Source organism: Solimonas sp. SE-A11, assembly GCF_030345715.1.
Classification (GTDB): Bacteria; Pseudomonadota; Gammaproteobacteria; order Nevskiales; family Nevskiaceae; genus Solimonas_A.
The window spans coordinates 18,623-33,157 of sequence record NZ_JAUASX010000019.1 but is presented as its reverse complement, the minus strand read 5'-3'; the positions used below and the strand labels follow the sequence as shown (position 1 = coordinate 33,157).

10 protein-coding genes are annotated in these 14,535 nt (G+C 65.5%); 8 read left to right on the top strand and 2 right to left on the bottom strand.

The genetic code is table 11. The features are described 5' to 3' along the window. Nucleotides 1-38: 38 nt before the first annotated feature. From QT386_RS18570 to QT386_RS18555, 4 genes are all read left to right on the top strand, one after another. Nucleotides 39-2,222 carry a hypothetical protein gene (locus QT386_RS18570; protein ID WP_289275240.1) on the top strand — a complete coding sequence of 728 codons (2,184 nt, stop codon included), beginning with the start codon at nt 39-41 and terminating at the stop codon, nt 2,220-2,222. A 7-nt stretch (nt 2,223-2,229) separates the two neighbouring features. Beyond that, nucleotides 2,230-3,696: a hypothetical protein gene (locus QT386_RS18565; RefSeq protein WP_289275239.1), complete on the top strand. Its 1,467-nt coding sequence runs from the start codon at nt 2,230-2,232 to the stop codon at nt 3,694-3,696. Nucleotides 3,697-3,799: 103 nt separating this feature from the next. Further along, a complete protein-coding gene (locus tag QT386_RS18560; RefSeq protein ID WP_289275238.1) occupies nt 3,800-4,930 on the top strand; it encodes an aminotransferase class V-fold PLP-dependent enzyme in 1,131 nt (376 codons plus the stop codon). A gap of 91 nt (nt 4,931-5,021) precedes the next feature. Beyond that, nucleotides 5,022-5,342, top strand: coding sequence for a putative quinol monooxygenase (locus tag QT386_RS18555; protein ID WP_289275237.1), 321 nt, complete (start codon nt 5,022-5,024; stop codon nt 5,340-5,342). Here the strand turns inward: QT386_RS18555 and QT386_RS18550 are convergent. Then, complete coding sequence (locus QT386_RS18550) at nt 5,327-6,349, bottom strand: AraC family transcriptional regulator (protein WP_289275236.1); 1,023 nt, start codon at nt 6,347-6,349, stop codon at nt 5,327-5,329. The two genes, QT386_RS18555 and QT386_RS18550, sit on opposite strands and share 16 nt — an antisense overlap. Nucleotides 6,350-6,476: 127 nt before the next feature. Here QT386_RS18550 and QT386_RS18545 point away from each other — a divergent pair, with 127 nt between their 5' ends. Beyond that, entirely contained in the window at nt 6,477-8,162 is a 1,686-nt protein-coding gene (locus QT386_RS18545; protein ID WP_289275235.1) for a GMC family oxidoreductase, read from the top strand. 10 nt (nt 8,163-8,172) lie between these two features. After that, the gene (locus tag QT386_RS18540; protein WP_289275293.1) at nt 8,173-8,844 is read left to right on the top strand and encodes a nitroreductase; all 672 of its coding nucleotides are present in this window, start codon (nt 8,173-8,175) and stop codon (nt 8,842-8,844) included. A 61-nt stretch (nt 8,845-8,905) separates the two neighbouring features. On the opposite strand, the gene QT386_RS18535 is transcribed toward QT386_RS18540, so the two are convergent. Further along, nucleotides 8,906-10,603: a bifunctional diguanylate cyclase/phosphodiesterase gene (locus tag QT386_RS18535; RefSeq protein WP_289275234.1), complete on the bottom strand. Its 1,698-nt coding sequence runs from the start codon at nt 10,601-10,603 to the stop codon at nt 8,906-8,908. Between the two features lie 432 nt (nt 10,604-11,035). Here QT386_RS18535 and QT386_RS18530 point away from each other — a divergent pair, with 432 nt between their 5' ends. Then, on the top strand, nt 11,036-11,761 hold the full coding sequence (locus QT386_RS18530) for a hypothetical protein (protein WP_289275233.1): 726 nt from the start codon (nt 11,036-11,038) through the stop codon (nt 11,759-11,761). Between the two features lie 117 nt (nt 11,762-11,878). Continuing rightward, a complete protein-coding gene (locus QT386_RS18525) occupies nt 11,879-14,434 on the top strand; it encodes an RND family transporter (protein WP_289275232.1) in 2,556 nt (851 codons plus the stop codon). The last annotated feature ends 101 nt before the right edge of the window (nt 14,435-14,535 follow it).

Below are 14,535 nucleotides of genomic sequence, written 5' to 3'. Positions count from 1 at the left end.
GACTTAGGATTCTCCCTATAGCATGGGGAGATGGCATCTTGTTTTCACATAAGTCGGCAGCACTCGTAGTACTGGTACTGGCAACCCTCAGCGGCTGCAGCCGCTCGGACTCTGTCGGCGACACCAGCAGCAACCCCAATCCGGCACCCAAGACGCGTTATGACCTGGCCAACCATTGCTACGTGCTGAAGGCCGAGGGCGTTGGTTACGTCAAGCGCGAGGGCAGTGGTTACGTCGCTTCCGCCGCCGATGCGTCCACCGCCGAGCCGTTCTACATGAAGCCGACGGCCCTGGGCCGTTACCTGTTCCATGACCGCAACGCCTCCATCCTGACCGCCAAGGGCGGCCAGGTGAGCCAGGTCGGCTGGGCGGAAGAAGGCTCCGACTGGTCCATCGATACCTCGTCCCCAGGCCGCTACACCGTCGCCCAGCGCGTCGGCGACCAGTCGCTCGGCACCGACACGGCCGGCAAGCTGGTGCTGGCAATGGCGCCTTCGTCCTTCAGCTTCGAGCCCGCCACTGGCTGCACCGCCTACCCGGAGCTCGGCACCGGCGTCGTCGGCGACACCTACAAGGGCCGCGGTGTCGGCAAGCCGGTCGTCGGCTTCGCCGAGGTGCATACCCACATGGCCATGGGCCATGAGATGTCCGATGGCAGCACCAAGGTCGGCCCCTCGGCCGGCGGCGTGCTCTACGGCCAGATGTACCACCGCTTCGGCGTCCCGCATGCGCTGGAGAACTGCGAGGAATACCACGGCCCCAACGGCACCCGCGATCCGGAGGCGCTGATCCTGGACCTAACGCCGCTGGTCACGCACGACACCAAGGGCTGGCCGGACTTCGTGGACTGGCCGGGCAACGTGTCGCAGTTGCACCAGGCCATGTACTACAAGTGGGTGGAGCGCGCCTGGAAGGCGGGCCTGCGTATCATGGTCTCGGAAGGCACCAACATCGCCGCACTCTGCGAGGTCGCGCAGATCTACATGCTCACGGTCAAGCCGGGCGAAGCCCTGACCTATGACTGCAACGACATGAACCTGGGCATCAACCAGGTGAAGTACCTCAAGACCCTGCAGGATTACGTGGACGCGCAGGAAGGCGGCCCGGGCAAGGGCTGGTTCCGCATTGTCGGCGACCCCATGCAGGCGCGCGAGGTGATCAACGAGGGCAAGCTGGCCGTGGTGCCAGGGCTGGAGTTCTCCAATTTGTTCAACTGCACCAGCAAGTCGGTGCTGGGCCTGGGCGAACAGGCCGGCTGCACCAAGGAGGACATCGATCAGCAGATCGATGAGGTCTGGGACCTGGGCGTGCGCGAACTGTTCCCGTATCACGACGTCGATAGCGCCCTGGGCGGCACGGGCATCTTCAACGGCCTGGTGCTGAACCTCGTCGGCTTCTGGGGCACCGGCCACTTCTGGGATACCTACGATTGCCCGGACGGCGGCGAAGGCGAGACCTACTTCTACGACGCCGGTGCGGTGATGACCACGGCGATTCCGGGTACCGGTGCCGATCCGCTGACGCAGTTCGTACTGAACACCGTGGGCGGCACGCTGCCGCTGTATACCCCCGGCAAGCGTCAGTGCAATGCGCGCGGCATGACCGAACTGGGCCGCTACGCCGTCCAGAAGCTGATGGACAAGAAGTTCATCATCGACATCGACCATGCCGAACTGTCGATCAAAAGCGACATGATCGAGATGGCCAAGCAGCAGACCCCGCCGTACCCGCTGATTTCGGCCCACGGCGGCCATGGCGGCATCTCGATCCAGCAGGCCAAGGATATCCTCGACCTCGGCGGCCTGATCTACCCGTTCAAGCCCAACGGCAAGGGGCACGTGGAATTCGTGCAGAAGCTCAAGCCAATCTGGCCGGCTGGCAAGCCGATGGCGGTGGGTTATGGCATGGACGCCAACGGCATTGCCGACCGCGCCGGCCCGCGCGGTGCCGGCAGCAAGCCGGTGCAGTACCCGTTCACGCTGTTCCAGGGCTCGGACTGGGGTCCGCAGTTCGCCGGCATCAAGCCGCTGAAGTTCGACCTGCTCACCGTGCCGGAGAGCGGCAAGACCTGGAACGTGGATGAGGTCGGCACCGTGCACTACGGCATGGTGGCGGACTATGTCGAGGAGATCCGCCTGGAGGGTGGCCAGGAGGCCCTGGACGCGCTCTACAATTCGGCCGAAGCCTATCTGCAAATGTGGGAAAAGACCGTCAACCGCTGATCCCACCGTGATCCACAGCAAGACCAAGAGCGCCGCCCTCGTGGCGGCGCTCTTCTTTCCCGCCCTCGCGCAGGCGCATTCCTTCGGCCGGATCTACAACCTGCCCGTGCCGCTGTGGCTGTACCTCTACGGGGCCGCGGGCGCGCTGCTGCTGTCCTTCCTGGTGGTGGGCTACTTCGTCACCGTGTCGGAGGCCAAGACGCCACAGCCGCAGCGTGACCTGAGCGACAGCACACTGGCGCGCTGGCTGCGGCGCAGCCTGCCGCTGCTGAAGACGCTGAGCCTGCTGTGCCTGCTGCTGTGCATGGTCACCGGCTTGTTCGGGAGCCGCGACCCCTACCGCAATTTCAGCATGACGTTCTTCTGGATCGTCTTCATGCTGGGCTTCGCCTATTTCTGCGCACTGGTGGGTGATCTCTATGCGCTGCTGAACCCCTGGCGCCTGATCTCGCGCGGTGTCGGCCGCGTGTGGAAGAGCTATGAGCGTGGCCGCTTCGCGTATCCGGCGGCGCTGGCCTATTGGCCGGCACTGGCCTTCTACATGGCCTTCATCTGGCTGGAGCTGTTCACGCACATGCGGCCGCTGTTCCTCGCCAAGATGCTGCTGGCCTACAGCGTCATCAGCCTGGCAGGCGTGTGGCTGGTGGGCGCCACAGCCTGGTTCCGCTACTGCGACTTCCTGGCCGTGTTCCTGCGCCTGATCGCGCTGATGGCGCCCCTGGACTACCGCCCGGCGACCGACCCGGGTCAGCGCGGACGCCTGCTGCTGCGCGCACCCTTTGCCGGCCTGCTGCAGCAGCGCGCGGAGCATGTGAGCCTGCTGCTGTTCGTGCTGTTCATGCTGTCGTCCACCGCCTATGACGGCCTGCACACCACGGTGCCCTGGTACAAGCTGTTCTGGGGCGATGCCACCGGGCTGCTGCGCTACTGGCTGGGGCAATCGCCGATCTATGCCTTCGTGCAGCTGCGGCCCTGGTACGTGGCCTACGAGACCGCTTGGTTGTTGCTGTCGCCCTTCATCTACCTGGGCGTGTACCTGCTGTTCGTGTGTCTGGCGAAGCTGCTGACCCGCAGCGAGCATTCGCTACGCGAGCTGGCGCTGGCCTTCGCCTTTTCGCTGCTGCCGATCGCGCTGGTCTACCACATCACCCACTATTACACGCTGATCCTGACCCAGGGCGTGAAGATCACCAGCCTGCTGTCCGACCCTTTCGGCTGGGGCTGGAACCTGTTCGGCACCTCGGGCCTGTTCCGCGCGCCCATCCTGCCGGAGATGGGCACGGTCTGGCATACGCAGGTGGCGCTGATCGTGTTCGGCCATATCGTCAGCGTGTACCTGGCCCACGTGGAGGCGCTGCGCCTGTTCCCCACGCGCGCCAGGGCCGTGCTGAGCCAGATGCCGATGCTGGTGCTGATGATGCTGTTCACCGTCGCCGGCCTGTGGATCCTGGTGCAGCCCATTTCGCCCCGCTGAAGGCTCGCCAGCCGCCGGGCCAGGATTGTCTAGCCCGGCGTGCCCCCTCACAATGCCGGTCCGCGCCCGGCGCGGACCCATTCCATTGCGGGGAGCGTGCCTGATGTCGCGTCACTTCCGTTCCGTCGATCCCGACGGACTGCTTGAATACTCGGTCGTCTTCACCGACCGCGCCGTCAACCACATGTCGCAGCTGTTCCAGCAGGCCATGCGGGATATCTCGGCAACCCTGAAATCAACCTACAAGGCCGAGGCCGTCGTCGTGCTGCCCGGCGGCGGTTCCTTCGGTATGGAGGCGATCGCACGCCAGTTCGCCGGGGGCAAGCGCTGCCTGGTGCTCCGCAATGGCTGGTTCAGCTACCGCTGGTCGCAGATCTTCGAGATGGGCGCTATTCCGGCCGGCGAGACCGTGCTGCAGGCACGCCAGGCCAGTCCGGGGGCGCAGCAGCCCTGGGCGCCGGCGCCGATCGAGGAAGTGGAAGAAACCATCCGCCGCGAGAAGCCGGACCTGGTGTTCGCACCGCACGTGGAAACCGCCTCCGGCATGATCCTGCCGGACGACTACCTGAAGCGCGTGGCGGCCGCGGTGCACGTCCACGGCGGCCTGTTCGTGCTGGACTGCGTGGCCTCCGGCGCGGTCTGGGTAGACATGCAGGCCTGCGGCATCGACATCCTGCTGACCGCGCCGCAGAAGGTCTGGAGCTCCACGCCCTGCGCGGCGCTGATCATGCTGGGTGCCGAGGCCAAGGCACGCCTGGCGCAGACGCAGAGCAGTAGCTTCGCTGCCGACCTGAAGAAGTGGCAGCAGATCATGCAGGCCTACGAGGACGGTGGTCATGCCTACCACGCCACCATGCCGACCGAAGGCCTGCTGCGCCTGCGTGACGCCATGAAGGACACCGTTGCGCAGGGCCTGGAACCGCTGCGCGAAGCACAGTGGGCGCTGGGACGCGGCGTGCGCGAGATGCTGGCGGCCAATGGATATCCCAGCGTGGCGGCACCGGGCTTCGAGGCACCGGGCGTGGTGGTGTCGTACACCGCCGATCCCGATATCAGCAACGCGAAGAAGTTCGTGGCGCAGGGCCTGCAGAGTGCGGGCGGCGTGCCGCTGATGTGCGGTGAGGGGCCGGACTTCCGCACGTTTCGTGTCGGCCTGTTTGGCCTGGACAAGCTGGCCGATGTGCCGGGCGCCATCGCACGCCTGCAGGCCGTGGTGGAGAAGCTTCGCGGCTGAAGCCAGATCGGTAGCGCTTGACCTCAAGTGCGCTTGAGGTCCCAGACTCCTGTCGGAGCGGGCATTCCGCTCTCATCGACGGGGTCTTTTCATGTCCGGATCGGCCAGCATTCACCGTATCGACAAGTTCGTGGTGCCGCCTGAGACAGTGCCGGCCTTCGTAGCACAGATGCAGCGCATCCAGCAGACGCTGCGCGACTTGCCCGGCTGCCTGCGGCAGATGGTGCTGACACAAAGTGGCGGCTCCGGCGAGTTCAACGTGATCACTCTCGTGGAATGGGAGAGCATGGAGGCCGTGACCCGGGCACAGGAGGTCGTGCAGCGGCAGTTCGCCGCGGAGGGCTTCAACCCGGCGGAATTCGTCCGGGAGCGCGGAATCCGCGCGGACCTGGGCTTCTACGAGCGCGCCTGAACCGACACCACGCGAGGCCGACCGCCGGGCGTGCGGCCGGTCCAGCGCTTGAAGGCGCGGATGAAGGCGGAGGGCTCCGAGAAGCCCAGGCGCAAGGACACCTCGTCCACCGGCAGGCCCGCAGCCAGCCAGCCCTCCGCGAGCATGCCGCGCACCTCGTCGGCCAGATCGCGATAGGACGTGCCCTCGGCGTCCAGGCGGCGACGCAAGGTGCGTCCGGTGATGTGCAGTGCGGCCGCCAGTTCCTCGATCTCCGGCATGTGATCGTAGGCCTGCAACAGGCGGTCGCGCACCTGTCCGGCAACACCGCCACGCTGGCGGCGGCGGTTGAGCAGCATGCGGCACTGCTCTTCGCAGAGCCGCTGCGTGAGGGCATTGGCCTGCGGCAGTGGCTGATCGAGCAGGCTCACGTCCACCGCGATCAGGTTGGCGCTCGCACCGAACTCGGGCTCCACGCCCACGAGCTGGCGATATCGCTCGGCATGCGGCGGGCGAGGAAAGCGGAAGCTCAGGCGCCGCAGCTCCGGTGCCCGGCCCAGGACCTCGTGGGCCAGGGCAAAGGCAGCGCCGGCGACGCGCTCCATGATGAAGCTGCGCAGGTCCGCGGGCACCTGGCGATCATCGACCAGGATGCGCATTTCCACCGGATCGGACTCGGTGCTGACTTCGCAGTAGGCGTAGGCCAGGTCCAGGTAGCGCAGCATCAGCGACAGCGCCTCCCGCAACGTGGCACTGCTGAGCATCGCGTAGCCCAGGATGCCGTGCGTGCTCAGGCGCAGGCGCAGACCGGCCAGCAGGCCCAGGCCGGCAACCCCCGGCAGGTGCTGTTGGAGATTGCGCATGACCTGCAGCTCCTGCGCAGCACTGACCTCGGCATCCGCGTCGAACAGGTGGGCTGCGTCCAGACAGGTCTGTTCCAGGCACTGCAGGGGGCTCAGCCCATGCTCCCCCCCGATCTGCACCAGCAGCTGCAGGCTGGCGGCGGCCCGGCGAATTCCTGACTCCATGCCCTGTCCGTTTCGGTCTATCGACTGTCCGGCGCGATCATAACAGCCGGGTGGCTGCAAACTATAGTCTTGGGTAGGACCTGCCGGCGAGACACGGTGGGCGTGGATCGAACGAGGAGAAGAACGCATGCCGATGACAGGGCAGGGTGATGCCTACGACTACCTGATCGTCGGCGGTGGCTCCGCCGGCTGCGTGCTGGCCAACCGCCTGAGCGAAAGCGGGCAGTACCGCGTCTGTCTGCTGGAAGCGGGGCCGCGTGATCGCAATCCCTTCATCGCCATGCCCGGTGGCCTGCTGCCACTGGTGAACGGCCAGTTCTGCAACTGGTCATTCTGGAGCGAGCCACAGCATCACCTGAAGGGGCGCCGCCTCTACCAGCCGCGCGGCAAGACGCTGGGCGGTTCCAGCAGCATCAACGGCATGGTCTACACCCGTGGCCATCGGCGTGACTACGACCATTGGGCAGCATTGGGCTGCGAGGGCTGGAGCTACGAGGAGGTGCTGCCTCACTTCATCCGCTCCGAGAACTACGAGCCCGACTGCGATCCGCGCGACCGTCCATTCCATGGCAAGGGCGGCCTGCTGAACATCGCCGCGCGGCGCTCCACCAATCCGCTGAGCCGAGCCTTCGTCGAGGCGGCTCAGCAGGCGGGGCATCGCCACAACCCTGATTTCAATGGCGCGGAGCAGGAAGGCGTGGGCCTCTACCATGTCTTCCAGAAGGACGGACAGCGCTGCAGCAATGCACGCGCCTACCTGCGGCCGGCGGAGCCGCGGCCCAACCTCACCGTGCTGACCGGCGTGCATGCCACTCAGGTGCTGCTGGAGGATGGCCGCGCCGTCGGCATCCGTTACCGGCAGGGCAAGCAGGATCTGCAGTTGCGCGCCACGCGCGAGGTGATCCTATCGGCCGGCGCCTTCCAGTCGCCGCAGTTGCTGCTGCTGTCGGGCATTGGGCCGCGCCAGGAGCTGGAGCGCCATGGCATCGCCCAACAGCACGAGCTGCCCGGCGTGGGCGAGAACCTGCAGGATCACCTGGACGTGTTCGTGGAGGTGCAGGCCAAGAGCCGCGTCAGCTACTCCTTCCATCCCACGCGCTGGTGGAGCCTGTTCGTCGCCATGCTGCAGTATCTGTTCGCGCGCCGCGGCGAGTACACCTCCAACATGGCCGAGGCCGGCGGCTTCTACAAGTCGCGGCCCGAGGAGAACATCCCGGACCTGCAGTGGCATCTGCTGCCCACGCCGAACGCCAAGCACGGGCTGGACCTGAGTGGCCCTTTCCGCCGCTACGGCTATGCGGTGATGAACTACGACCTGAGGCCACTTTCGCGCGGCCGTGTCAGGCTGCGCAGCGCTGATCCGTTGGCCCCGCCGGTGATCGATCCAAACTTCGGCGCGCACCCGCGAGACATCGACCGCCTGGTAGCCGGCGTGCGCGAGACGCGACGCGTATTGGCGCAGGCGGCCTTCAATCCGCACCGGGACGTGGAGGTCTCGCCCGGCCCGGAGTTGCAGAGCGACGAGGAACTGCGCGAGTTCGTACGCCGCACCGCCGAGGTGGCCTACCACCCGGTGGGCACCTGCCGCATGGGCCCTGCTGGCGACCCCATGGCCGTGGTCGATCCGCGCCTGCGGGTGTACGGCATCGCCGGCTTGCGGGTGGTGGACTGCTCGATCATGCCCACCGTGCCTGGCTGCAACACCAACGCACCCGCCACCATGGTCGGCGAGAAGGCCGCCGTCATGATCCTGGAGGACGCGGCGGAAAAGGTGCAGGCTCATGCGGAGCCCGTAGAATTGGCTGCAGCCTAGGAGAACTACCATCAAGGTCTCAGAAGCCCTGGCGACACGGATCAGCTGTCGCGCCTTCCTCGACACGCCGGTGCCCGAGGAGAAAGTCCGCGGGTTGCTCGACGCGGCGAAGCAGTCCGCGTCCGGCGGCAACCTGCAGCCCTGGCACGTCTACGTGCTCACCGGGGAGCCGCTGCGCGAGTTCGTGGCGCTGATGGAGAAGCGCTGGCAGTCCAACCCCGCAGGCGAGGGCAGCGAGTACGACATCTATCCGAAGAATCTAGGCGAGCCGTATCGCACGCGACGTTTCGAATGCGGCGAGGATCTCTACGCCACGCTGGGCATCCCGCGTGAGGACAAGCGTGCCCGCGTGATGCAGGTGATGCGCAACTTCCGCTTCTTCGATGCGCCGGTGGGCCTGTTCTTCGCCATCGATCGCCAGATGGGCATCGACCAGTGGATGGATATCGGCATGTTCCAGCAGAGCATCATGCTGGCGGCACGCGAGCAGGGCCTGCATACCTGCCCGCAGGAGGCCTGGGCGATCTGGCACAAGACGGTGGCGGAGTTCGTCGGCATGCCGCCGGAGTTGATGCTCTGCTGCGGCATGGCACTGGGCTACATGGATGAGTCGGCCCCGGTGAACGGCCTGCGCACGCGCCGCGCCAGCTTGGATGAGTTCGCGACGCTGCGCGGCTTCTGAAGCGCTGACCAGAAATGAAAAGGGGCGCCGAGGCGCCCCTTCTCATTCCCGCCCCCAAAAACTAATTGACCGTGGCCATCGCCTTCTCGGCGATCTCCGGCGTCTGGCACCAGTTCATGAAATCCGGCAGCGGCAGCGCCGGGCTGAACAGGAAGCCCTGCATCATGTTGCAGCCCAGGCCACGCAGCGTCTGCAGTTGCTCGCGGGTCTCGACGCCCTCTGCCACCACTTCCAGGCCCAGATTCGCGGCCAGGCCCGTGGTGGCCTGGATGATCATCTCGTCCTTGCGGCTGCGGTTGACGCGCGAGACAAAGCTACGGTCGATCTTGATCTTGTCCAGCGGGAACCGGTGCAGGTAGGCCAGCGATGAGTAACCGGTGCCGAAGTCGTCTACCGACAGGGTGATGCCCATGGACTTGAGGCTGCGCAGCACACGGGCGCTGTGGGCGGGGTTGCCCATCATGGTGCTCTCGGTGAGCTCCAGTTCCAGGTCGGTGGGGTCCGCGTCGATCTGCTCGATGATGTGCTGGATGGAATCCACCAGCCCCGGGTCGTTGAGCTGGCGCGCCGACAGGTTCACCGCCAGCTTTACCGGTGCACCGCCGGCCTGACGCCAGCTCTTGGCGTCGGACAGTGCCTTGGCCAGGCACCAGCCGCCCATGGCGCCGATGGCGCCGGTTTCTTCAGCTACCTGAATGAACTCGCCCGGCATCACCAGGCCACGCGTGGGATGCTGCCAGCGCATCAATGCCTCCGCGCAAACCACACGGCCACTGCTCACATCCAGCACCGGCTGGTAGTGAACCCGCAGTTCTTCGCCCTGCACGGCACGGCGCAACTGGCTGATCAGCGCGGTGCGGGAACGCACCTTCTCGGCGATCTGGCGGGTGTAGAAATGGAACCCGCTGCCCGGATTCTGGCGCGCGTGGCTCAGCGCGGCCTGGGCGTTGGCGATGATCTCTTCGTAGTTGTCGCCGTCCTGCGGGCAGGTGACGACACCGACGTTGACCGTCATGTCGAGCTCCTGATCCGCCAGCGTGAACGGCCGCGACAGTTCGCCGATCAGGGCACGGGTACGCTGATCCGCCAGTTCCACCAGACGCGCGTTGTTCGGCAGTTGCGGCGACACCACGGCAAACAGCGAGCCGCCGACATAGAACAGGCGACCGCTGTCTTCGGTGCAGGCGCGCACGCGGCGGGCGGCAATGCGAAGGAACTCGTCTCCGGCGGCGGCGCCCAGCATGTCGCTGATGGCCGTGAGCTGGTCCAGGCCGATGTAGGTCACGATCAGGGCCTGGCCCTGCGCACGCAGCGCGGGGCCCTCGGCGTTGAGCAGGGCTTCCAGGCGCGCGCGATTGGCGAGGCCGGTGAGGGAGTCATGGTGGGCCAGGTAATCCCAGCGCTGCGCACGATCGCGGAACTCGCCAAGCGCGGAGGCTACCGCACCGATCTCGTCGCCGCGGTTCTCCGGCAGCGGGGTGTCCCAGGAGCCCCGGATCAGTCCCTCGGCGCCCTGCACCAACTCGTCCAGCGGGCGCACAATCGATTGCACGAAGCCAAGCACCATCAGGGCGACCAGCGTCAGCAGGATGCCGGCGACGACCAGCGCCGCGACACCGGCAGGGCTGTCGCCCACCCGGGCCTGCAGTGCATGGACGGCGAGGGGAGCGAAGGCCGTCAGGGCGACGGTCACCACCAGCAGCGTCAGCTTCCAGCGGACGGGGAGGTTACGGCTGGCTTTGGGCAGCAGGTCGGTCATCGACGGCTCGGATGGGAGGCCGGAGCCTGTGGTGCAAGCAAATCCGGGACCGTTTCCTGGGCGACTGCCACCGCTGCTGACACGAAATTCTCCCCCATGGCGCTCCGCGGATACGAAGGCGCGAGATACAAGTGTTCTGCTGCAGATTCAGGCCACCCGTAGTCCATGGCTGACGCCATGTCGGCAAACGGCCAGGGTTCTAGCTGAACGGGCGCAACTATACAGGCCTGAACTCTTTCCTGACGAATGAGTCAGGTAGTAACTTTCACTCTCCATGACTTTTGTCCCATTTAAAGCCGCAAAGGGACAAAGTCTCATCTTGTCATGATATCGTTATGAAAATATTAATCTTTCCAGATCTCTTGTCCGGAGATTCCTGACCTGTACCGGCAAGATGCTCGACCTCTGCAATCCAAGGAAATCCGTATCGCCATGAGCCTGCGCTCCCTTTTCATCCTGCTCTCCCTGGGTTTGGCCGGCATGGTCCATGCGGGTGAGCGGCCGGCCGCCATCGGCGCTTACGTACAGACGCTTGCATCGGTGGAAAGCGCCAAGACGGCCGTATCCCTTGAGCCCTTGATGGCATCGGCCATCGCGGCCCAGGACGCGCTGATGGAGATCCAGGGCTTCGGCGACCAGGCCTGGATCGAAACCCTGGACGATGCCCAGTACCAGAAGCTGCAGGCCGAGCTGAGGGGTTTCCAGCTCTCGCGGGGCTATGACGTCTACGCCCAGCCGGATCCCGAATTCCTGGATGCGCTGGCGCAGAAGCTGGGCCTGCCCGCCGACCGCGACTTCTTCCGGCTCTACCGTGGCTACTGGAACGAGGACCTGCTGCCGGTCTATCTGAGCATGGGTAAGCGCCCCACGCCCTGCGTGCGCTTCGGCGAGGGCGTGCTGCAGGAGCAGTATGCCGGCTGGAGTGAGTACGCCCGCCGCTATCCGGACGCCTACCGGGATTTCACGCGCCAGACCCTGGCCGATCTCGAGGAGGCCGTAGGCCTCGGCGTCTGCACCTGCACCGATACCGCCAGCGTGCAGCGCGAACTGGGCAGCTTCCTCAAGCGCTTTCCCCAGTCACCGGCAGCCAGCAATGTCCGCAGCCGCCTGGTGGAACTCAAGGAGACGCCGGACCTGCGTCCGGTGCTATGCCGCTGAGCTTTACTCCCCGGCAATGGCGGGGAGGGCAGGGCTCGTAGAACGAGCCGCGTCGTGCCAACATCGGTCACCCGGTCAGTGCCCGGGACCAAACAACTATAAAGATGGGGAGAACACATGCACGACGCGCGTGGGCGCTTTTCGCAGCTCTTTATCCGCGTGACCGAACCGATCGTGTTCGGTCGCCGGGCACGCACCCTGCTGGTGCTGGGCCTGCTGACCCTGTTCATGGCCTGGCAGGCACTGCACCTGCGGCCCGAGACCGGATTCGAGAAACAGCTGCCGCTGGGGCACCCCTACATCCAGGTGTTCAAGCAATACCAGCGTGAGTTCGGCGGGGCCAACCTGGTGCTGTTCGCCGCGGTGCAGAAGAACGGCGACATCTACAACGCCGAGTTCCTGCGCACCCTGCGCGGCCTGACCGATTCGGTGTTCTTCACCCGCGGCATGGACACGGCGCGTGTCAGCTCCATCTTCACGCCCGACGTGCGTTACATCGAGGTGGTGGAGGACGGCTTCGCTGGCGGCAACGTGGTGCCTGCGGAGTACGCGCCAACACCGGAGATGTTCGCCAAGATCCGCGCGAACGTATCCAAGGCCAATGTCATCGGCCGCCTCGTCGCCAACGACCAGAATGGCGCCATGGTGTTCTCCGAGCTGCTGGAACTAGACCCGATCAGTAAGCAGCCCCTGGATTACGTGCGCATGGCGCACAAGATCGAGGACATCCGCGGCCGTTTCATGCAGCCCAGGATGACGGAGTACCGACTCAAGCATGACTTGGCACCATTCAAGGCCGGTGACCTGATCCGCCGCGGCTACAGCGATCTGCGCTGGCCGCTGTGGATGGAAAGCTTCGACATCGACCACACCGATGCCAACGGCCAGACGCTCACGCACGAAATCCCCGGCCGGGCATTGTCGGCCACCGTGGTGACCAATCCGGACTACAACCCCAACGTCGACATCCACATCATCGGCTTCGCCAAGGTGGTCGGCGATATCTCCGACGCCACGCTGGAAGTGGTGGGCTTCTTTGGCCTGACGCTGCTGCTCACATTGCTGCTGCTGTGGTGGTACTGCGGCTCGCTGCGCATCGCGCTGATCCCGCTGTCTTGCTCCGTGCTCGCGGTGGTCTGGGAGCTGGGCTTCCTGCACCTGTTCGGCTATGGGCTAGACCCCTTCGCGATCCTGGTGCCGTTCCTGGTGCTGGCCATTGGCGTGTCGCACGGTATCCAGATCACCAGCTTCTGGCTCTATGAAGTGGCCGACCACGGCCAGGACAGCTTTGAAGCCTCGCGCGCCACCTATCGTCGCCTGGTGATCCCGGGCATCTCCGCGGTGCTGACCAACGTGGTGGGCTTCGGCACCATCCTGCTGGTGCCGATCGGCATCGTGCAGGAAATGGCCATCAACGCCATGTTCGGCCTGATCGCGATCATCGTCTGCAAGAAGGTGCTGCTGCCTTGCCTGCTGTCCTACGCCACGCTTCCGGACCCGGTGCGCTTCCGCGAGCACCAGCGCCGCCGCGATGCCGCCTTTGCGCCGGCCTGGCACGTGCTCAGCGCCATCACGCTCAAGCCGGTCGCGGCCACGGTGCTGGGCATCGCAGTGCTGGTCTATGCCTGGGCCGAGTGGGTGGGGCAGGGGCTGGAGATCGGCGAACTGCATGACGGTGTGCCCGAACTGCGCCCCGATTCGCGCTACAACAAGGACACCGCCGCCATCGTGCGGGAGTTCTCCATCGGCGTGGACGTGCTCAAGGTGATTGCCGAGTCGCCGAAGGACGGCTGCATCGACAAGCGTGTCATGACCACCATCGACGACTTCGCCTGGCGCATGCAAAACACGCCGGGTGTTCAGTCCACGCTGTCGCTGCCCCAGATGTCGCGCCTGGTGTTCGAGGCCTTCAACGAAAGCAATCCGAAATGGCGCGCACTGCCGCGCAATGCCGACGGCTTCGTCATCACCCTGCAGCCGATCCCGCCGTCCACTGGCCTGCTCAACAATGACTGCTCCGCAATACCGGTGCTGGTCTTCACGGCCGACCACAAGGCCAACACCATCGACGGAATTATCGCGGCGGTGAAGCAGTTCGAGGAAGAGCAGGGCGCCGACGCGCCGGTGAAGCTCAAGCTGGCCACCGGCAACGTCGGCGTGATGGCCGCAGCCAATGATGTCATCAAGGAGACCGAGCGGCCGATCCTGCTGTGGGTGTACCTGGGTATCGGCATCTGCGTATTCCTGTCGTTCCGCAGCCTGGCCGGCCTGATCTGCGTGCTGGTACCGCTGGCACTGGTATCGGTGCTGTCCTATGCGGTCATGGTGTTCCTGCAGATCGGCGTCAAGGTATCGACGCTGCCGGTAGCCGCGTTCGCCGCCGGCATCGGCGTGGACTACGGCATCTACATCTTCAGCGTGCTCGAGGAGTGCGTGAACAAGGGCATGACGCTGCGCAAGGCCTACGAGCAGACCCTGCACCAGACCGGTAAGGCGGTGCTGTTCACCGCACTGGCACTGGCGGCCAGCGTCTGCACCTGGCTGCTGTCGGGCCTGCAGTTCCAGGTGGACATGGGCATCCTGCTGACGATCATGTTCCTGGCCAATGCCGTGGCGGCGGTGCTGCTGCTGCCGGCTTTTGCCGCCTTCCTGCTAAAGCCACGGACGACCTGACGAACGCTGCTTCGCTGCAAATCCGCCGCCCGGAGTGCCTGGAGGCGGATTTGTAAAGTCTGTCCGTGATCGGCCTGCGGCGTTAGGATGCCGCCGTTCGA

What these genes read in the sequence shown, in the direction of transcription:
- QT386_RS18560 (WP_289275238.1), top strand. Translation starts at nt 3,800, where the DNA reads ATGTCGCGTCACTTCCGTTCCGTCGATCCCGACGGACTGCTTGAATAC.
- QT386_RS18555 (WP_289275237.1), top strand. Translation starts at nt 5,022, where the DNA reads ATGTCCGGATCGGCCAGCATTCACCGTATCGACAAGTTCGTGGTGCCG.
- QT386_RS18550 (WP_289275236.1), bottom strand. Translation starts at nt 6,349, where the DNA reads ATGGAGTCAGGAATTCGCCGGGCCGCCGCCAGCCTGCAGCTGCTGGTG.
- QT386_RS18545 (WP_289275235.1), top strand. Translation starts at nt 6,477, where the DNA reads ATGCCGATGACAGGGCAGGGTGATGCCTACGACTACCTGATCGTCGGC.
- QT386_RS18535 (WP_289275234.1), bottom strand. Translation starts at nt 10,603, where the DNA reads ATGACCGACCTGCTGCCCAAAGCCAGCCGTAACCTCCCCGTCCGCTGG.
- QT386_RS18530 (WP_289275233.1), top strand. Translation starts at nt 11,036, where the DNA reads ATGAGCCTGCGCTCCCTTTTCATCCTGCTCTCCCTGGGTTTGGCCGGC.
- QT386_RS18525 (WP_289275232.1), top strand. Translation starts at nt 11,879, where the DNA reads ATGCACGACGCGCGTGGGCGCTTTTCGCAGCTCTTTATCCGCGTGACC.